Here is a 17,881-nt window from a genome sequence, read left to right as displayed (position 1 = left end):
AAGACACTGCGTCCTGTCGTCACGAGCCTTCCTGAACCCGGGCGACCAGGGCCTCGCACAGCCGTCGCGAGGGACTGCTCGGCCAGGCGGAGCTGTGCTCCACCTGGTAGAGATATTCCCTCAGCAGCCGCACCAGATCTTCGCGCGAGACCGGCTGGGGAGGCTCCATCCGAAACGCATCTGGATCGTTGATCGCGCCCGGGACGTCTACCGACTGCGGGTACCGTTCAAGATAGCTGCGCCTGTTCTCAAGCCAGAGCTCTGAAGCGGCTGCGGCGGCGTCGCCGCAAAGACCGGCTTGCGCCGCAGCCGCCCCCAGCCTGATCGGGACCTCCATAGGAAGCATGCGCACGGACATCAGAGCCGCCGCGCCGCCTTGGGCGACTTCTCCTCGAGCACTGATTGGGCAAGCCATCCGATCACCCTGCGGATGGCCTTTGCGTCCCGGCCGTCGGCGCGCCCTCCCAGCTCCACGTCTTCGGCCGCCAGCTGAAGAACGATCACCGCGTCTTCGGCGCTTTCTATTTCCCGATCCAGTATGACGGCCTCGCACGCCTCAAGGAGCCGTTCGTCGTATTCTGACGGCGAGATGGTCCCGTCACTCAGACGTGGATGCAGACGAACGGCTTCGACAAAGTTCAAATTCGGCATGGTCCTTCGCCTCCCTGGCGAACCTTCGCGCCGCCCACGCTTCCATGGCCCCGGCGAAAAAGGTGAGAACCAAAAGCAGCCATACCGCATGGCGGATGCTGACCTCGGTCCAGACAAAGTAGAAACCCGGCGGCATGATCCACGGGATCACGAAGGTGAGCACCGCGATCAGCTGAAAGCCCGCCGCCGCCGTCAGCCACCATCGCTCCCGCACCTCGGCCAGGATCCAGATGGCGACCAGAACCGCGACCTCGACCCCCGCCACCCCGTAGCGCCAGTTCTGGATATGCAGATCATCCACCAGAGGCGTCACGATGATGGCGACGAGATAGACCACGGACGCGGCGCGCTCGCCCCAGTCCCCAATCAGGAACAGCAGAACCAGGGCGAGTGCGCCGGCCGCCAGCAGGATCATCAGTGCTCGCCGCTCAGGCCGAGAGGGGGACGCCGGCGGACGCCCGGGTGGGCCGGACGACGGAGCCGTCATCGGGCTTGGATTCCCCTGTGCCGGTCAGGGTCCATTGCAGGCCCTGCCGCGCAGCCGCCTTCTCCAGGGCGGCATGGGCGAAGGCGACGCGCCCGCGCGCCGCCATCATGCCGTTGATCGCTTCGGCCAGGGCCGCCGCGCCTTCCTGACCGACGCCCGCGCCCAGACCGGCGGCGATGCGGCCGGTGGCCAGGGTCGAGAGCAATTGGCCCGAGCAGGCGAGTGTGCCGTCCAGGCTGTGTTCGACGTTGCGAAGTTCATTGGCGATGACGGTGGCGAAATCATCGCCGGTGACTTGGGTGTTCATGCTGCGGCCTCGATGGCTGGAGTTGAGCTATGGATCTGCTCACCCGCCCGCTGGACAGAGCCGAAGACCGTCACCAGGCCGAGGACCACGCTGATCAGCAACAGACCTATGCAGGCCCAGATGACGATCAGACCGGAACGGGAGCCGCCCCAACGCGGCGGCGTCCGCCAGGCCCCCAGCTTCCTGTAGAGACCATAGAGACCTCCGGACACTGGTTGAGTGTCTCCGGCTGCGACCGAGTACGAGCCGGTGATGGGGTGATCACGGCTCGACCCGACCGAAATCCCCATGGGTATAGGTCGATCTGTGTAATTCCGTGCGACCAGGGCGGCGGCCTCTTCGCGGTTCGCCGTCCCCAGCTTCTGGTAGGCGTTGGAGAGATGATTGCCCACGGTGCGGTAGGACATACCGCTCCCGGAAGGGCGGAGTCGCTTGGCGATCTCTTTATTGGTGAGGCCTTCCCCGGCGAGGAGGACACACTGGATCTCCCGTCGCGTGAGTCCCTGATCCCCCATCGTCCCTCCTTGCCCAATGGAGAGGTTAGGGGTCCGAATCCCTCTTCGTCCAGATAGTTAATCAGCCGGCGGCTTAGTCTGGGGCGCCGAGACGCCTCGCCAAATCCAGCAAGGCCTCCTGGGCCTTCACATCCAGCCTGCGCCAGGCCGCGAGCATTTTCTGGCCCCTGGCGTCCAGGGCGTCGGGAAGATCGGGGCCCGTCGGCGCACCGTCCTCCCCCATCAGCCAGGCGCAGGACACGCCCAGGATACTGGACATTTCATAGAGCTTGGACGCGGAAATGCGGTTGGCGCCGCGCTCGTATTTCTGCACCTGCTGGAAAGTCAGGCCCAGGCCCTTGCCCAGTTCGGTCTGACTCATGCCGAGTTCCCGTCGGCGAAATACGACACGCTTGCCCACCTCGACGTCAAAGGGATGCGGAGTGGCCAACGGAGCGCGCGTCATGGGTTCTCTATATCGCCAAGGTTCATTGGGCGCGAGTCTGCCGCTTGGCCGGCGAAGAACGTCCGATCGCGCGCTTGGACGGCTTCAGCGCCACTTTGAAAACCTGCGGCTCGCCAGGGAAAAAGCGCGACCTGTGATGAGAAGCGATGAAGCGTTCAAACCGACCGAATCAGCTGCTGTGCCCCATATGTGCCCCAACGGCCAAATTGACTAAGGGCCGCCTAGGGCGGCCCTTAGAAAACACCATAAAATCAGGAGATTAGATGGTCGGAGCGACAGGATTCGAACCTGCGACCCCTTGACCCCCAGTCAAGTGCGCTACCAGGCTGCGCCACGCTCCGAAGGCGCTCCCTATAGACGGGCGACCGCGCGCCCGCAAACCCTAATCGAGAAGAATTCCGTCAGCGCCCCAGGACCTGGTCCAGACGCGCGCGCGCCGCCTCCAGATCGGCCAGAACGGCGCGAAGACGCGCGGCGTCAGGCGCCCCGGAAACCAGCGGTTCGGCCCCATCGGAATCGGCGGCCGGGGTGAAGGCCGCGTCCTCATCGCTGAAACCCGCCACGGCCTTCAGCCCCTGATCCTTGTGCAGGCGCTGGACGCCCTTGATGGTCAGGCCCTGATCATGAAGCAGGCGGCGCACGCCCTTCAGAACCGCGATGTCATTGGGACGATAGAAGCGTCGTCCGCCGCCTCGTTTCATGGGAGAGACGAAGGCGAATTTCGTCTCCCAGAAACGCAGCACGTGCTGGGGAACCCCGACCTCCTCGGCCGCTTCCGATATGGTGCGGAAGGCGTTGGGCCCCTTGCTCATGATCAATCGACGGCCGCGCCGTCCACCTTGGTTTTCATGATCTGCGAGGCGCGGAAACTGATAACCCGGCGCGGGGTGATGGCGGCCGGTTCGCCGGTCTTGGGATTGCGGCCCATGCGGGCGCGCTTCTCGCGCACCTGGAATACGCCGAAGCCCGACAGCTTGACGGTTTCGCCCCGCTCGAGCGCCTCGACAATCAGGTCCAGCGTCCGTTCGACCAGCGACGAGCACTCCTGTCGCGACAGGCCGACATCCTCGTGAACCGCCTCGCACAGATCGGCGCGCGTCACAGTTTCGGCCATCGGTCGCTCCCTTCCATCAAGCTCCGGGTGGTTCGCCATCTGACGACAATATGCGTCGGAGTCAAAGCGCAACCGGCTGTTTTACATCCTTAACGCCACCGCGCCCCAGGTCAGGCCGCCGCCCATGGCCTCCATCAGGACCAGGTCGCCCGGCTTGATGCGGCCGTCTTTCACCGCCACGTCGAGCGCCAATGGAATCGACGCGGCCGACGTGTTGGCGTGAAGCGCGACCGTGGAGATCACCTTGTTCTCGTCCAGACCCAGGCGGTCGCCGACGCCCTTGATGATGCGCTGATTGGCCTGGTGCGGCACGAACCAGTCCACGTCGGAGACCTCAATGTTCGCGGCCTTGCACGCGGCTGTGACAGCCTCGGCGATATTGATCACGGCGTGACGGAACACCTGATTGCCCGCCATGCGCAGGTGCCCCACCGTGCCGGTGGAGGCCGGGCCGCCGTCCACGTAAAGCAGATCCGTCTTGTTGCCGTCGCACCGCAAGGCGAAGCCCAGCACGCCCCGGTCAACGGGCGTCCCCTGCCCTTCCACGGGCTCCAGCACCACCGCGCCCGCCCCGTCCCCGAACAGCACGCAGGTGGACCGGTCGGTCCAGTCCATCAGACGCGTCATCTCCTCCGCGCCGATCACCAGGGCGCATTTCGCCAGGCCCCGCGCCACAAAGCCGTCCGCCACGCTCAGCGCATAGACAAAGCCCGAGCACACGGCCTGAACGTCGAAGGCGTTGCACACCGGCGCGCCCAGCTTGCGCTGGACGATGGAGGCCACCGACGGGAAGGTCATGTCCGGCGTCGTCGTCGCAACCACGATCAGGTCGATGTCGGCCGCCGTGCGTCCCGCCGCCTCCAACGCCCGCAAGGCCGCCTGCACCGCCAGGTCGCTGGTGGGCTGATCGTCTGCGGCCCGGTGCCGCTGGCGAATACCGGTGCGCTCGACGATCCACTCGTCGGACGTGTCCACGAACTTGGCCAGATCGTCATTGGTGACGATGTTTTCCGGCAGATAGGAACCCACGCCGGTCACGGCGCTTCGAGTGACGCTCACGAAACAGTCTCCAGCGGTCCGGACGAGTCGCTGTGCAACACGGCGTCCAGACGATTCAGATTGGCGCCCACCTTGGCGGTGTAGTCGCTGCGGGCCAGGTCGACGGCCACGCGAATGGCGTTGCCGAAACCCTTGGCGTCGGCGCCGCCGTGGCTCTTGATGACGATGCCGTTCAGCCCCAGCAGCGGCCCGCCGTTGATGGCCCCGGGGTCGATCCGGGCGCGCATCTGTCTCAGCGCCGGCAGGGCCAGCAGCGCCCCGGCCTTGGCCTGCAGGCTGGACGTCAGGGCGTCGCGCATGATCTGGGAAATGAACCGCGCCGTGCCCTCGGCCGTCTTCAGCGCGATGTTGCCGGTGAAGCCGTCGGTGACCACCACGTCCACCGTGCCCTTGGCGATGTCGTCGCCCTCGACGAAGCCGTGGTAGTTCAGGCCGAACGGATTGTCCTTCAGGATGGCGGCGGCTTCGCGCACCTCTTCATGGCCCTTCATGTCCTCGGACCCGACGTTCAGTATGCCGATGGACGGATTCGTCGATCCGTGGATCGCCGCGTGAAACGCCTCGCCCATGATGGCGAAATCCACCAGCTGTTCGGCGTCGGACGAGATGTTCGCCCCCACGTCCAGCACGGCGGTGATGCCGTTCAGGGTGGGCCAGCTGGCCACGATGGCCGGGCGCTCCAGTCCTTTGGCGGACATACGCAGCACCAGCTTTGAAATGGCCATAAGGGCGCCGGTGTTGCCCGCCGACACGGCCCCCGCCGCCGATCCGTCCTTCACCGACTCGACGGCGTTCCACATGGACGAGCCCTTGCCGCGGCGCATGGCCTGGGCGGGCTTTTCATCCATGGCGATGACCTTTTCGGCCGGACGGATGTCGCAGACGTCGCCCACTCCCGCCTTCTTCACCTCGGCGGCCAGCGCCTTTTCGTCGCCATGCAGCAGGAAGCGAACGCCCTCGCCGCCATGCCGTTTCCGGTACTCATGGACGCCGCCGACGGTGACGGGCGGTCCATGGTCGCCGCCCATGCCGTCAAGCGAAATGATCAGTGATGACGCCAAGTTGGATGTCGCTCCGTGCGCACGCCCTGCCCGGCGGCGCTTCCTGTTTCGAGGCGCGCCACGATAGCGACCCCGTTCGATGATGGAAACCGCCTGACGCTACGTCAGGCGCCGCCGGACGAATCCGGCGTCCTGAACTGCTTCAGCACGGCGAAGGGCGATTCCTCGGCCGGCTCTTCCGGCTGTTCGAAGACGGCGCCGTCCTTGCGGGGAAAGGGGTCGAGCGCCAAAGCCAGATGCTCCACCGCATAGACGCCCAGGTCGATCACCCCGTCCTCGACCACATCGGGACCGTCGTCCTCGGGATCCACATCGACCTCCAAAGGCGCGCGCGGATCAGCTTCGATGAGGTCAATGGCGAACGATTCGTCGATGTCGACCGGCAACGGCTCCAGCGTGAGGCCGCAACGCTGAACCGCATGGGCGACCACCTGACCGCTCAGCGTCCAGCCGGCATCCGTCGGCGTCACCGCGAGGGACGCCTTGAACCGCGGCAGTTCAATCAGGTCCAGGGTCCGGGCGATCCGGTCCCGGGCGGCATGATCCGGCTCCAGGTCGCGGGTGACTCCTGCGCCGATCTGGTTCAGGCGCAGCGGCTCGCTGAAGGGCGGGGGCGGCAGGGTCATGCCGACGCCAGGATCGGTTCGGGCCAGGCCGGAGCGCTCATGACGCCGTCAAAAGGCTGCTCCGCCAGAGCCTGGCGTGTGCGGAAGGCGTAATCCGCCAGGGCATGCATGCCGGGCGTCGGCGCCTCTGCCTCAACGATGTTGCGCGTCAGGGCCTGAGCCAGGGCATCGGCGTCATCGGCCCGAACAGCTTTTTCATAGGCGAGCATGCGGCCGTAGAGCGCCTCGCCCAGCTTGCGCATCTTCTTGCCCACCGACACGTCGCCCACGCCGAGTTCCCTGAGCGTGTTGTCCAGCGCCGAGGCGTAGGTGTCGAACAGGTCCTGGGCGGCGTCGGCGCCCACAGGTCCCTCGTCACGTAACCGCAGGATCAGGAGCATGACATGCAGGGTGTAGAGCTCGAATCGCGAGTCGATGCGGTCCGGCGCACCCAGTTCGAGATAAAAGGCCGGATGACGCGCCTGGGCCACCGCCTGCGCGTACAGGGCCTCGGAGGCCTTTTTCGACGGTCTGGATTTGAACAAATTCCGCAGCAACTGTGTGCCCTCGTTCGGTGTCGGCGTTGAACTAGAGCGCCGGGACCGCTAGGTCAAAGCGTTGATCCACTGAAGGTGCGCTCCATGTCCCGATTCACCCCCGTCCTGATGGCCGCAGCCCTGGCCGCCGGCGCGGGCGCATGCGCGCCCCAGGTGGGCCGCCATGGCTTCCAGTTGATCGACGTCGCGCCCAACGAAATCGAAGCCGGCGTCGACACCCGGGAAACCGTGCTGGCCAAGCTCGGCTCGCCCTCGACCCGCTCCACCTTCGAGAGCGACAGCGTCTGGTACTACATCAGCCAGACCACCGAGCGGTACACCTACAACCCGACCCAGGTGGCGGGACGCAGCATCACCGAGATCACCTTCGCCGATGAAAGCGATCAGGTGCAGAGCGTTCGCCTGCTGGGTCTGGAAGACGGCCGGCAGATCGCCATGAATGAACGCGAAACACCCACGCGCGGCCGTGAACTGAGTGTCCTGGAACAACTGCTCGGCAATGTCGGTCGCGGACAGCTTCCGCGGACCGAGGACGACGTTCCCGGTCAGCGGCGCCCCTCGGAATAGGGACGTATCCAGCAAAAAATGGCCCCGGAGATCGCTCTCCGGGGCCATTTTATTTGCCGGCGATACCGGGCGGCGAACCGCCCGGCATCCCGGTGTCAGCCGATGTTCCCGCTGGCCAGCACCGCCAGCAGCAGCAGCGCCACGATGTTGGTGATCTTGATCATCGGGTTCACCGCCGGTCCGGCCGTGTCCTTGTAGGGATCACCCACCGTGTCGCCGGTGACGGAAGCCTTGTGCGCTTCGGACCCCTTGCCGTGCAGGACGCCGGAGGGATCGGTGTAGCCTTCCTCGATCACCTTCTTGGCGTTGTCCCAGGCCCCGCCGCCCGAGGTCATGGAGACCGCGACGAACAGGCCGGTGACAATAACCCCCATCAGCATGGCGCCCACCGCGGCGAAGGCGTTGGCCTTGTCCGGCTGGATCAGCATGATGGCCACGAACAGCACGATGGGCGACAGGACCGGCAGCAGGGACGGCACGATCATCTCCTTGATCGCCGACTTGGTCAGGATATCGACCGCCTTGCCGTACTCCGGCTTGACCTCATAGGTCATGATGCCCGGGTTCTCGCGGAACTGACGGCGAACCTCGGTCACGACCGCCTCGGCCGCGCGCCCCACAGCCATCATGGACATGCCGCCGAACAGGAAGGGCAGCAGGCCCCCGAACAGCAGGCCCACGACCACGTAGGGGTTGGACAGGTCAAAGGCGACCGGCCCCATGTCGGCGAAGAACGGATAATCCGCCGGATTGGCCGAGAAGTAGCGCAGATCCTCGGTATAGGCCGCAAACAGCACCAGGGCGCCCAGACCCGCCGAACCGATGGCGTAGCCCTTGGTGACGGCCTTGGTAGTGTTGCCCACCGCATCCAGAGCGTCGGTGGAGGTCCGCACGTCGGCGGGCAGGCCCGCCATCTCGGCGATGCCGCCGGCGTTGTCCGTGACCGGCCCGAAAGCGTCCAGGGCCACGATCATGCCCGCCACGCCCAGCATGGTGGTGGTGGCGATGGCGATGCCGAACAGGCCCGCCATCTGATAGGTGGCGATGATGCCGACGATGATGGTCAGGGCCGGAAGCGCGGTGGATTCCAGCGAAACCGCCAGACCCTGGATCACATTGGTGCCATGACCCGAGGTGGAGGCCTTGGCCACCGACTTCACCGGGCGATAGTTGGTGCCGGTGTAGTACTCGGTGATGACCACGATGGCCGCCGTCACCGCCAGACCGACCACGCCGGACCAGAACAGGCTCATGGGCTCGATGACCAGGCCGTTCGAGGTGGTCACCGTCTCGGTCACCACCGCGTCGATGACGAACCAGAGCGCCGCAACCGACAGCACGCCGGTGGCGATCAGGCCCTTGTACAGGGCCCCCATGATGTTGTTCGACTTGCCCAGGCGCACGAAGAAGGTGCCGATGATGGACGTGACCACGCACACGCCGCAGATGGCCAGCGGCAGAAGCATCATCGCTTCCACCAACGGGGACTCGCGGAAGAAGATGGCGGCCAGCACCATCGTCGCCACGGTGGTCACCGCATAGGTCTCGAACAGGTCGGCGGCCATGCCGGCGCAGTCACCGACATTGTCGCCCACATTGTCTGCGATGGTGGCTGCGTTGCGGGGGTCGTCCTCCGGAATCCCGGCCTCGACCTTGCCCACCATGTCGCCGCCCACGTCGGCGCCCTTGGTGAAGATGCCGCCGCCCAGACGAGCGAAGATTGAGATCAGCGAGGCGCCGAAGCCCAGGGCCACCAGACCGTCGATGACCTCGCGGCCCACGCGGTCCAGACCCATGCCCTCGGTCAGGAAGGCGTAGTAGCCCGCCACCCCGATCAGGGCGCCGCCGGCCACGAACAGACCGGTCACCGCGCCCGAGCGGAAGGCCAGATCCAGCCCGCCGGCCAGGCTCTTTGAGGCCGCCTGGGCCGTGCGGACATTGGCCCGCACCGAGATCAGCATGCCAGCATATCCCGCCGCGCCGGACAGGACGGCGCCGATCAGGAAGCCGACGGCCGCATACGGCCCGATCAGGAAATAGGCCGCGATCAGGATCACGATCCCGACAATGCCGATGGTGGTGTACTGGCGCTTCAGATAGGCCGAGGCCCCTTCCTGGATCGCCGCGGCGATCTCGCGCATCTTGTCGTTGCCGGCGTCGGCCTTGAGCAGCGAAGCGGTCTGTACGGCGCCGTAAAGCACCCCCAGAACACCCGCCGCTATGACCAGCCACAGATAGGACGTCATAAGCGTTTCAACCCTTTATGCATTATCGCGCGCGGACCCTTGGCGCGGCGTCCATTATTCGGACTTGTCCGCCTTCCGGTCCCCCCGTGCGCACCGGCCGCTGGCTGCGGCCACGCGGGAATTGCGGCGAGAAAGTGCCAAACGCGACCGACTCGCGCAACAGCGTTTAGTTTGGACGCATGCCCGTGCGGCGGCGGGGGGCCTGGTTCTGCACCTCGACAGAGGTGACGACGCCGTCTCCGGCGACCACGCGCGCAGCCGCCATGGTGGCGGCGGTCAGCATTCGCTCATTCAGTCGGGTCCAGTCTCCGCCGGCTGAAAAATCCACCCGGTGGGCCGCCTTGACCAGGGCGTCGCGGATGAAGGGGTCGTGGGGCCGCACCGCCTCGGCGGTCTGTCCGCTCGCCAGGAGCAGGCGCAGGTTCACGAACACGTAATTCCTGAGCCGCCCCTCCGTAATCACGGGCAGGCCCAGCGGAACCAGATTCAGGGTGACGGCTTCCGGAGGCGCATCGCTGGACGGCGCCGCAGCGGCGGCGGCCGTCGCGGAGGCGACGAGCACGGTTCCGGCGGCGATGAGGTCACGGCGGCGCATGAAATCTCACCTAGCCGACCGGCGTTAGGAAAGGGTTTCAGCCGTGCCGCCACCCCGTTCGCGTCACGGGGATGATCTCGCCGCCGTAGCGAACCGTCACCCCGTCGCCCCCGGTCGCCTCGCCCAGCACGGTCAGACGCAGATGCCGGGCGTCCGCTTCCCGTTTCAGACTGTCGAAGACGCCCGGCGGCACGGCCATGACGATTTCATAATCGTCGCCGCCCGTGGCCAGGTCTGTCAGCGCCGCCGGCGGGTCGACCCGGGTTTCGAGCCAGGCCGTAGCCGCCCGCGACAGAGGCAGCTTTTCCAGATCGATGACGATGCCCACCCCGCTCGCCCTGGCCATATGGCCCATGTCGGCGATCAGCCCGTCGGATACATCCAGCGCCGCCGCCGCGTGCTCCCGCACCGCCAGGGCGAAGTCGGTGCGTGGTTCGGGCGTGCGGTAATGGGCGATCAGGGCCGCGACCCGTTCGTCCTCCAGCCCGACCTCGCCCCGTGCCGCCTTCAGCCCCAGAAAGCCTTCCCCGATCATGCCGGTGACCACGATCAGGTCGCCCGGCTGAGCCCCCGAACGCGCCACGGTCCGTCCTTTCGGAGCCCAGCCCAACGCCGTCAGGCTGAAGCTGGCCGGCCCCGGCGTCACCACCGTGTCGCCGCCCAGCAGATGAACGCCGAACTTCGCCTGATCCTCGGCCAGACCCGCCGCGAACGCTTCCCGCTCCAGCCACCCGGACTCCACCGGCCAGAAACAGGCCAGCAAATAGCCGAACGGCTCTGCGCCCTTGGCCGCCAGATCCGACAGGTTCACCCGCAGCAGCTTCCTCGCCACCGTGTCCAGCGGATCGTCCGGCAGGAAATGGACGCCTTCAACCATGGCGTCCTTGGTGAGGATCAGATCGTATCCGGGCCGCGACGGCAGGGCCGCCACATCGTCGATCAGGCCGCGCGCCCATTCGGGATGAGCCAGAGGCCGGAACAGCCGTTCGATGGTCTCGAACTCGTCGGCCGCATCAACCCCGGGCATCGCGGGCGACCCCGTCCAGGGCGGCGTTGACGAATTTGGCCTCCGCCGCGTCGAAGAACGCCTTGGCCAGCTCCACATATTCGTCGATGACGATCTCGCGCGGCACGTCAGGCTTTTCTCGCAGCTCCCAGGCCCCGGCGCGCAGCAGGGCCCGCAGGGTGGCGTCCAGCCGTTCGATGCGCCAGCCGGAGGCCAGACGCGTCACCACGGCCGTGTCGATGGCCTTCTGCCCGGACACCACGCCGCGCACGATTTCGGCGAACCAAGCCTCGTCGGCCTCAGCCAGGGGCTCGCCATCCAGGTCGGCGTCGAAACGGTGGTTATTGAACTCGTCCACCACGGTGTCCACGCCCTGCCCGCCCAGCTCCATCTGGTACAGGGCCTGTACGGCGGCCAGACGCGCCACGGTGCGGGCCCGGCGCTGACGCGAGGTCAGCTCGGGCTCGGCCCGCTGCTTCTCGGCCTCGGCCAGCTGGGCCATGACGGATTTCAGGCTGTTGGCCTCGCTCACAGCCGGCCCTCCCTCAGACGACGGCGCAGGTCGATCAGCTCAAGACAGGCGCGCGCCGCGCCGCCGCCCTTGTCCCCCTCGATGAACCGGGCGCGGGTCCAGGCCTGCTCCTCGTCCTCCACCGTCAGGATGCCGTTGCCGATGGCCAGGCCCTTCAGGCCCAGCTGCATGATGCCGGCGGCGGACTGATCCGACACGATCTCGAAATGATAGGTCTCGCCGCGAATGACGACGCCCAGACCCACATAACCGTCATAGCGCACCCCAAGCGGGCTGCGGCCCATCTCCTCGGCCTGGGCGATGCCGAGCGGCACCTCCAGCGCGCCGGGCACAGTGGCCACATCAAACGTGGCCCCCCGCGCCCGCAGGGCTTCCTTGGCCCCCTCGAGCAGCGCGTCGGACAGATCGTCATAGAACCGTCCCTCGACGATCAGAATACGCAGGGCATCGGTCAAGACTGGGGTTCTCCATCCATGTCACGCCAGCCCGCGATGCGCAGGCCGTAACCCTCGATGGCCGTGGGATTGGGCCGGGTCGAACTCATCACGATCATGTCGCGCACCCCCAGGTCCAGCAGGATCTGGGCGCCCACGCCGTAAGCCTTCAGGGCGCGATCGTTCGCGCCGGGCTTGTCGCCGTCCGTCAGGCGTTCGGCAAGTCCCTTCAGCTCGGGATCGCGCAGAAACACGGTGACGCCCGCCGCCGCGCCATAGCGCTGGGGCTCGCTAATGGCCTTCAGGGCGCTGGGCACATAGTTCTGACGCGCCTCCACATGGCCCAGCAGGTCGGCGGCGAAGTCCACCTGATGCATCCGCACCAGGGTCGGCTTGTTCGGGTCGATCCGGCCGTGGACCAGCGCCACATGCTCCACGCCCTCGATGGCGTTGCGATACAGCATCAGGCGGAACGGCCCCCCGTGCACGCTTTCGAACGGCGTCTCCAACACCCGCTCCACGAAGCGCTCGGTGCGGCGGCGATAGGCGATCAGGTCGGCGATGGTGCCGATCTTGAGCCCGTGCAGCTGGGCGAAGGCCACCAGATCCGGCATGCGGGCCATGGTGCCGTCGTCGTTCATGATCTCGCAGATCACCCCGGCGGGCGTCAGGCCGGCCATGCGGCTGATGTCCACGGCCGCCTCCGTATGGCCGGTGCGCACCAGCACCCCGCCGTCTCGCGCCACCAGCGGAAACACATGGCCCGGCGACACCAGATCGTCCGGCCCCCGGTTAGGGTCCACCGCCACCTGCACGGTGCGGGCGCGGTCCGCCGCGCTGATGCCGGTGGTCACGCCCTCCTTCGCCTCGATGGAGACGGTGAAGGCGGTGCCCATGCTCTCGCGGTTCTCGGCCGACATGGGCGGCAGGCGCAGGGTCCGCGCCCGGTCCGCTGTGATGGCCAGACAGATCAGCCCGCGCGCATGCTTGGCCATGAAATTGATCTGGTCCGGCGTGGCGAACTGGGCCGGGATGATGACGTCGCCCTCGTTCTCACGGTCCTCGGCGTCCACCAGGATGTAGGGCCGCCCGTTACGGGCGTCCTCAAGGATGTCCTCGATGGGACTGATGGGGCTGTCGTTCACATTGGCCGCCGGGTGCATCACGCTGTCTCCTGCCAGCGGGCCAAGTAGCGCGCCAGCATATCGATTTCCAGATTAACGGGGGAATCCGGCGACAGCGTCCCCAGGGTGGTCGCCTCCCAGGTGTGGGGAATGATGTTCAGATCGAAAGACCGTCCGTCCACGGCGTTGACGGTCAGGGACACCCCGTCGACCGTGATCGAGCCCTTGGCGGCGATGAAGCGGTGCAGCGGCTCGGGCGCCTCGACCACCACCCGGTGCGATCCGCCCTCGGGCGTGATCGAGACCACGCGCCCCACCCCGTCCACATGGCCCGAGACGATGTGGCCGCCCATCTCGTCGCCCAGCCGGGCCGCGCGCTCCAGATTGACGCCCGTCCCTTCGGTCCAGGCCCCCAGGGTGGTCTTCGACAGGGTCTCGCCCGACACCTCCACCGCGAACCAGTCGTCGCCCCGCTCCACCACCGTTAGGCACACGCCCGAATGACTGACGGACGCGCCCAAATCAATAGTTGACGGATTCCATGCCGTAGCGATCTCGAAGCGCCGGTCGCGCTCGGTCTGGCGGACGCTCCTGACGCGGCCGATGTCGGTGACGATTCCAGTGAACATTCTATCAGGTCCGCTCGTAACGTTCCCACAGGTCGTCACCCAGAGGCTCGACCGCAAGGCGCCGGAAGCGCGGCGCGTCGGAAAGCTGCGCCATGGCCAGCGCCGCCACGCACGGCCGCCCCTCCCCGCCCAGCAGGATCGGCGCCCGGAACCACTCCAGAGCATCCACCGCATCGGCCGCGATGAACGAAGCCGCCACCTGCCCGCCGCCCTCGATCAGGACCGAGTCGATTCCGTGCCGCTTCAGCGCCTTCAGCACCGCGTTGATGGCCGGGCGACCGTCGCCGCCGGCCTCGACCTGCTCGACCAACGCCCCGCCCACCGGGTGTGGCTCGGCGGTCGTCAGGATCAGAGTCCCCTCACCCGCCAGTTTCGCGCTGACCGGCGTCCGCAGGCGGCTGTCCAGCACCACCCGCAGCGGCTGGTCCACCGGTCGTCCCGGCAGGCGCACGGTCAGTTGCGGGTCATCGGCCAGCACCGTCTGGACGCCCACCAGAACGGCGTCATGGGCGGCCCGCAGGCGGTGGCCCTGCTCGCGTGCGGCCTCGCCGGTGATCCATTGGGACTCGCCCGTCGCGGTGGCGATGCGGCCGTCCAGCGAGGTGGCCAGTTTCAGGGTGACGCGCATCACCGATCCTTGTCGGGATCGCTGAATCCTTCGGCGCCCAGGAATTTGGCGAAGTCGCCGGTGTGGCGGAAATCCTTGTAGACCGAGGCGTAGCGCACATAGGCCACCTCATCGACGCCCTTCAGCGCCTTCATGATGAAGTCGCCCACGGTGGAGGACTGGATCTCGGTTTCACCCAGGCTCTCCAGCTGCCGCACGATGCGGCTGACCAGCTGTTCGATCTGGTCCGGGTCCACCGGCCGCTTGCGCAGGGCGATGCCCAGCGACCGCTCCAGCTTCATCCGGTCGAACGGCGTGCGCCGCCCGTTGCGCTTGACGATGACCAGTTCGCGCAGCTGCACCCGTTCAAAGGTGGTGAAGCGCCCGCTGCAGGCCGGACAAGCCCGGCGGCGCCGGATGGCCGCGCCGTCGTCCGACGGGCGGCTGTCCTTCACCTGGGTGTCCGGGTTTCCGCAGAAGGGGCACTTCATGGCCCGGTCCTACCGATAGATGGGGAAGCTGTGCGTCAGCTCCCGCACCTGGGCCGCGACGCCGGCCGCCACCGCCGTATCCGCCTCGTCGCCGCCCTTCATGGACACGACCACATCGGCGATCCAGTGGCCGATCTGCTTGAACTCGTCCTCGCCGAACCCGCGCGTGGTGCCCGCCGGGGTCCCCAGCCGCACGCCCGAGGTAATGGTGAAGGGCGCGTCGTCGAACGGCACGCCGTTCTTGTTGCAGGTCATCAGCGCCTTCTCGAGCTCATGCTCGGTGGCCTTGCCGGTCACGCCCTTGGGCCGCAGGTCCACCAGCATCAGGTGGCTGTCGGTGCCGCCCGAGACGATGGCCAGACCCCGCTCCACCAGCACGGCGGCCATGGCCTGGGCGTTCTTGACCACCTGCTGGGCATAGCCCTTGAACTCGGGCTTCAGCGCCTCGCCGAAAGCCACGGCCTTGGCCGCGATCACATGCTCCAGCGGTCCGCCCTGCAAACCGGGGAACACGGCCGAGTTGATCTTCTTGGCGATGTCGCCGTCGTTAGTCAGCACCATGCCGCCGCGCGGCCCGCGCAGGGTCTTGTGCGTCGTGGTGGTGACCACATGGGCGTGGGGCAGCGGGTCGGGATAGGCGCCGCCGGCGATCAGGCCCGCATAGTGGGCCATATCCACCATCAGGTATGCGCCCACCGAGTCCGCGATCTCGCGGAATTTCTTGAAGTCGATGTGGCGCGAATAGGCCGATGCGCCGGCCAGGATCAGCTTGGGCTTCTCCCGCTCGGCCATCTCGGCGACGTTATCATAATCAATGAGATGGTCGTCTTTCCTCACCATATAGGTGACCGGACGGAACCACTTGCCCGACTGGTTCGCCGGGCTGCCGTGAGTCAGGTGCCCGCCGCAGGCCAGGTCCATGCCCAGGAAGGTGTCGCCGGGCGTCAGCAGGGCCTGGAACACCGCCTGATTGGCCTGGGCGCCCGAGTGCGGCTGCACATTGGCGAAGGCTGCGCCGAACAGTTCCTTGGCCCGCTCGCGCGCCAGGGTCTCGGTGATATCCACATATTCGCAGCCGCCATAGTAGCGACGGCCCGGATAGCCTTCGGCGTATTTGTTGGTCAGGACCGAGCCCTGAGCCTCCAGCACCGCCCGGGAGACGATGTTCTCGGAGGCGATCAGCTCGATCTGCTCCTTCTGGCGGCCGAGTTCGCCCTGAATCCCCTTGAAGATGTCGGGATCAGCCTCTTCCAGAGACTTCGAGAAATAGGCGTCATGGACGAAGCGGGCGGTCACGGGCGGCTCCGGAAATCAGGGGGCGGGAAGATGCCAGATGCTTTACGCCTTCCACCCCCGCGCCACAACATGTTGTGCCGTCGCACCGGCCAGGACCCGCCGCAGCTTGCCGATGGCGATCCGCTCCAGATGCGCGCGCTCGTTCACCGGTCCCACCGCCGACGCCTCGGTCCCGGTCGCCGCATGAATGGCCGAACATTTCAGGTATGCGCCGTTGCGCACGAACTCGACGATGACTTCGCCGAGGTTGTCGTCAGGCGACCGCAGGGAGACGCGCCACGTTGCAGTGGGTCCACAGCTTGTCCATGGCCGTGACCAGGGCGTCCATCATGCCGTCGTCGTGGTTCGGCGACGGGGTGAAGCGCAGGCGCTCGGTCCCCTTGGGCACGGTGGGATAGTTGATGGGCTGCACATAGACGCCGAAGTCTTCCAGCAGCATGTCCGAGATCATCTTGCAGTGGACCGGGTCGCCCACGTGCACCGGCACGATGTGGCTGACGCTGGGCAGGACGGGGATGCCCGCCTCGGCGAACCGCTGCTTGAGCGTTTCGGCCCGCTCCTGATGGGCCGCGCGCAGGTCGGCGGCGCCCTTCAGATGACGCACCGAGGCCAGCGCCCCCGCCGTCAGCGCAGGCGGCAGGCTGGTGGTGAAGATGAAGCCCGCGGCCCACGACCGCACTGCGTCGATGATCACGGCGTCGGCGGCGATATAGCCGCCCATGACGCCCACGGCCTTGCCCAGGGTGCATTCGATGATGTCGATCTGGTCCAGCACGCCGTCGCGCTCGGCCACGCCCGCGCCCCGATCGCCGTACAGGCCCACCGCATGGACCTCGTCCAGATAGGTCAGGGCCCCGTATTTCTGCGCCAGGGCGATGGTCCCCTTCAGGTCGGCGATGTCGCCGTCCATGGAATAGACGCTCTCGAACGCGATCAGCTTGGGCGCATCGGCCGGCGCGGCCTTCAGCAGCGCCTCCAGATGCTCCAGATCGTTGTGCGCGAAGATGTGCCGCTCGCAGCCGCCGTTGCGGATGCCCGCGATCATGGAGGCGTGGTTCAGCGAGTCGGAGAAGATGATCATCCCCGGCATGATCCGCTGCAAAGTGGTCAGGGTCGCCTCATTTGCCACATAGCCCGAGGTGAACAGCAGCGCCGCTTCCTTGTGGTGCCAGTCAGCCAGCTCGGCCTCCAGGTCCACGGCCCAGCGGGTGGTGCCCGAAATGTTGCGCGTGCCCCCGGCCCCGGCGCCGGCCTCGTCGATGGCGGCCTGCATGGCCTCGAGCACCACCGGGTGCTGGCCCATGCCCAGATAGTCGTTCGAGCACCAGACCACCACGTCCTGCTCGGACCCGTCCTCGCGGCGGCGCACCGCGCGCGGGAACTGGCCGCGCACGCGCTTCAGGTCGGCAAAGACGCGATAGCGCCCTTCCTTCTGGACCTGGTCAACGGCGCTTTGAAAGGCGGCCTTATAGTCAAACACGCGGACGGCTCGTTTTGCTTATGATCGTCTGCCTCGCGTTTTGCTCCCCGCAGACCCGCGTGTCCACGAAAAC

General features: G+C 66.8%; 25 protein-coding genes and 1 tRNA gene. 1 reads left to right on the top strand and 25 read right to left on the bottom strand.

Annotation, left to right across the window (positions count from 1 at the left end):
- Window positions 1–19: 19 nt before the first annotated feature.
- From ACI8U3_RS08885 to ACI8U3_RS08825, 13 genes are all read right to left on the bottom strand, one after another.
- Window positions 20–169, bottom strand: coding sequence for a hypothetical protein (locus tag ACI8U3_RS08885; RefSeq protein ID WP_415014505.1), 150 nt, complete (start codon window positions 167–169; stop codon window positions 20–22).
- Between the two features lie 188 nt (window positions 170–357).
- Window positions 358–651 carry a hypothetical protein gene (locus ACI8U3_RS08880; protein ID WP_415014504.1) on the bottom strand — a complete coding sequence of 98 codons (294 nt, stop codon included), beginning with the start codon at window positions 649–651 and terminating at the stop codon, window positions 358–360.
- Window positions 599–1,066 (bottom strand): hypothetical protein, encoded by a 468-nt coding sequence (locus ACI8U3_RS08875; protein ID WP_415014503.1) that lies wholly within the window; start codon window positions 1,064–1,066, stop codon window positions 599–601. Before ACI8U3_RS08875 ends, ACI8U3_RS08880 begins: the two co-directional genes overlap by 53 nt.
- A gap of 13 nt (window positions 1,067–1,079) precedes the next feature.
- On the bottom strand, window positions 1,080–1,445 hold the full coding sequence (locus ACI8U3_RS08870; RefSeq protein ID WP_415014502.1) for a hypothetical protein: 366 nt from the start codon (window positions 1,443–1,445) through the stop codon (window positions 1,080–1,082).
- Window positions 1,442–1,960 (bottom strand): response regulator transcription factor, encoded by a 519-nt coding sequence (locus ACI8U3_RS08865; protein WP_415014501.1) that lies wholly within the window; start codon window positions 1,958–1,960, stop codon window positions 1,442–1,444. Before ACI8U3_RS08865 ends, ACI8U3_RS08870 begins: the two co-directional genes overlap by 4 nt.
- Before the next feature lie 73 nt (window positions 1,961–2,033).
- Window positions 2,034–2,405: a helix-turn-helix domain-containing protein gene (locus ACI8U3_RS08860; RefSeq protein WP_415014500.1), complete on the bottom strand. Its 372-nt coding sequence runs from the start codon at window positions 2,403–2,405 to the stop codon at window positions 2,034–2,036.
- Window positions 2,406–2,669: 264 nt separating this feature from the next.
- A tRNA-Pro gene (locus ACI8U3_RS08855) sits at window positions 2,670–2,746 on the bottom strand.
- Window positions 2,747–2,806: 60 nt separating this feature from the next.
- Window positions 2,807–3,217, bottom strand: a complete 411-nt coding sequence (locus ACI8U3_RS08850; RefSeq protein ID WP_415014499.1) for a MerR family transcriptional regulator — start codon at window positions 3,215–3,217, stop codon at window positions 2,807–2,809.
- Window positions 3,218–3,219: 2 nt separating this feature from the next.
- Window positions 3,220–3,519 (bottom strand): integration host factor subunit alpha, encoded by a 300-nt coding sequence (locus tag ACI8U3_RS08845; RefSeq protein WP_415014498.1) that lies wholly within the window; start codon window positions 3,517–3,519, stop codon window positions 3,220–3,222.
- A gap of 81 nt (window positions 3,520–3,600) precedes the next feature.
- The gene (locus ACI8U3_RS08840) at window positions 3,601–4,578 is read right to left on the bottom strand and encodes a beta-ketoacyl-ACP synthase III (protein WP_415014497.1); all 978 of its coding nucleotides are present in this window, start codon (window positions 4,576–4,578) and stop codon (window positions 3,601–3,603) included.
- Window positions 4,575–5,639 carry a phosphate acyltransferase PlsX gene (gene plsX, locus ACI8U3_RS08835; protein ID WP_415014496.1) on the bottom strand — a complete coding sequence of 355 codons (1,065 nt, stop codon included), beginning with the start codon at window positions 5,637–5,639 and terminating at the stop codon, window positions 4,575–4,577. The genes ACI8U3_RS08840 and plsX overlap by 4 nt, the downstream gene beginning before the upstream one ends.
- A gap of 104 nt (window positions 5,640–5,743) precedes the next feature.
- A complete protein-coding gene (locus ACI8U3_RS08830; protein ID WP_415014495.1) occupies window positions 5,744–6,265 on the bottom strand; it encodes a YceD family protein in 522 nt (173 codons plus the stop codon).
- Window positions 6,262–6,789: a ubiquinol-cytochrome C chaperone family protein gene (locus ACI8U3_RS08825; RefSeq protein ID WP_415014494.1), complete on the bottom strand. Its 528-nt coding sequence runs from the start codon at window positions 6,787–6,789 to the stop codon at window positions 6,262–6,264. Before ACI8U3_RS08825 ends, ACI8U3_RS08830 begins: the two co-directional genes overlap by 4 nt.
- Window positions 6,790–6,885: 96 nt before the next feature.
- Between ACI8U3_RS08825 and bamE the strand changes: the two genes are divergently transcribed.
- A complete protein-coding gene (gene bamE / locus ACI8U3_RS08820; RefSeq protein ID WP_415014493.1) occupies window positions 6,886–7,368 on the top strand; it encodes an outer membrane protein assembly factor BamE in 483 nt (160 codons plus the stop codon).
- Between the two features lie 95 nt (window positions 7,369–7,463).
- Here bamE and ACI8U3_RS08815 read toward each other — a convergent pair whose 3' ends face one another.
- From ACI8U3_RS08815 to hemA, 12 genes are all read right to left on the bottom strand, one after another.
- Window positions 7,464–9,614, bottom strand: coding sequence for a sodium-translocating pyrophosphatase (locus ACI8U3_RS08815; protein ID WP_415014492.1), 2,151 nt, complete (start codon window positions 9,612–9,614; stop codon window positions 7,464–7,466).
- A gap of 166 nt (window positions 9,615–9,780) precedes the next feature.
- Window positions 9,781–10,209 (bottom strand): hypothetical protein, encoded by a 429-nt coding sequence (locus tag ACI8U3_RS08810; RefSeq protein WP_415014491.1) that lies wholly within the window; start codon window positions 10,207–10,209, stop codon window positions 9,781–9,783.
- 37 nt (window positions 10,210–10,246) lie between these two features.
- Window positions 10,247–11,236, bottom strand: a complete 990-nt coding sequence (thiL, locus tag ACI8U3_RS08805) for a thiamine-phosphate kinase (protein ID WP_415014490.1) — start codon at window positions 11,234–11,236, stop codon at window positions 10,247–10,249.
- Entirely contained in the window at window positions 11,223–11,747 is a 525-nt protein-coding gene (nusB, locus tag ACI8U3_RS08800; RefSeq protein WP_415014489.1) for a transcription antitermination factor NusB, read from the bottom strand. Before nusB ends, thiL begins: the two co-directional genes overlap by 14 nt.
- Window positions 11,744–12,202, bottom strand: a complete 459-nt coding sequence (gene ribH, locus ACI8U3_RS08795; RefSeq protein WP_415014488.1) for a 6,7-dimethyl-8-ribityllumazine synthase — start codon at window positions 12,200–12,202, stop codon at window positions 11,744–11,746. The genes nusB and ribH overlap by 4 nt, the downstream gene beginning before the upstream one ends.
- Complete coding sequence (gene ribB / locus ACI8U3_RS08790) at window positions 12,199–13,344, bottom strand: 3,4-dihydroxy-2-butanone-4-phosphate synthase (protein ID WP_415014540.1); 1,146 nt, start codon at window positions 13,342–13,344, stop codon at window positions 12,199–12,201. Before ribB ends, ribH begins: the two co-directional genes overlap by 4 nt.
- Window positions 13,344–13,934: a riboflavin synthase gene (locus ACI8U3_RS08785; RefSeq protein ID WP_415014487.1), complete on the bottom strand. Its 591-nt coding sequence runs from the start codon at window positions 13,932–13,934 to the stop codon at window positions 13,344–13,346. Before ACI8U3_RS08785 ends, ribB begins: the two co-directional genes overlap by 1 nt.
- A gap of 4 nt (window positions 13,935–13,938) precedes the next feature.
- The gene (locus ACI8U3_RS08780) at window positions 13,939–14,562 is read right to left on the bottom strand and encodes a RibD family protein (RefSeq protein ID WP_415014486.1); all 624 of its coding nucleotides are present in this window, start codon (window positions 14,560–14,562) and stop codon (window positions 13,939–13,941) included.
- Complete coding sequence (gene nrdR, locus ACI8U3_RS08775) at window positions 14,562–15,032, bottom strand: transcriptional regulator NrdR (RefSeq protein ID WP_415014485.1); 471 nt, start codon at window positions 15,030–15,032, stop codon at window positions 14,562–14,564. The genes ACI8U3_RS08780 and nrdR overlap by 1 nt, the downstream gene beginning before the upstream one ends.
- 9 nt (window positions 15,033–15,041) lie before the next feature.
- Window positions 15,042–16,328 (bottom strand): serine hydroxymethyltransferase, encoded by a 1,287-nt coding sequence (gene glyA, locus ACI8U3_RS08770; RefSeq protein WP_415014484.1) that lies wholly within the window; start codon window positions 16,326–16,328, stop codon window positions 15,042–15,044.
- A 42-nt stretch (window positions 16,329–16,370) separates the two neighbouring features.
- Complete coding sequence (locus ACI8U3_RS08765; RefSeq protein WP_415014539.1) at window positions 16,371–16,562, bottom strand: DUF6898 family protein; 192 nt, start codon at window positions 16,560–16,562, stop codon at window positions 16,371–16,373.
- A gap of 19 nt (window positions 16,563–16,581) precedes the next feature.
- Window positions 16,582–17,808, bottom strand: coding sequence for a 5-aminolevulinate synthase (gene hemA / locus ACI8U3_RS08760; RefSeq protein ID WP_415014483.1), 1,227 nt, complete (start codon window positions 17,806–17,808; stop codon window positions 16,582–16,584).
- Window positions 17,809–17,881 lie beyond the last annotated feature (73 nt).

The sequence above is a fragment of the Brevundimonas sp. genome (assembly GCF_047617075.1).
Taxonomy (GTDB): Bacteria; Pseudomonadota; Alphaproteobacteria; order Caulobacterales; family Caulobacteraceae; genus Brevundimonas.
Note: the sequence above shows the minus strand (reverse complement) of the source record. Positions and strands in the feature narration are given on the sequence as shown.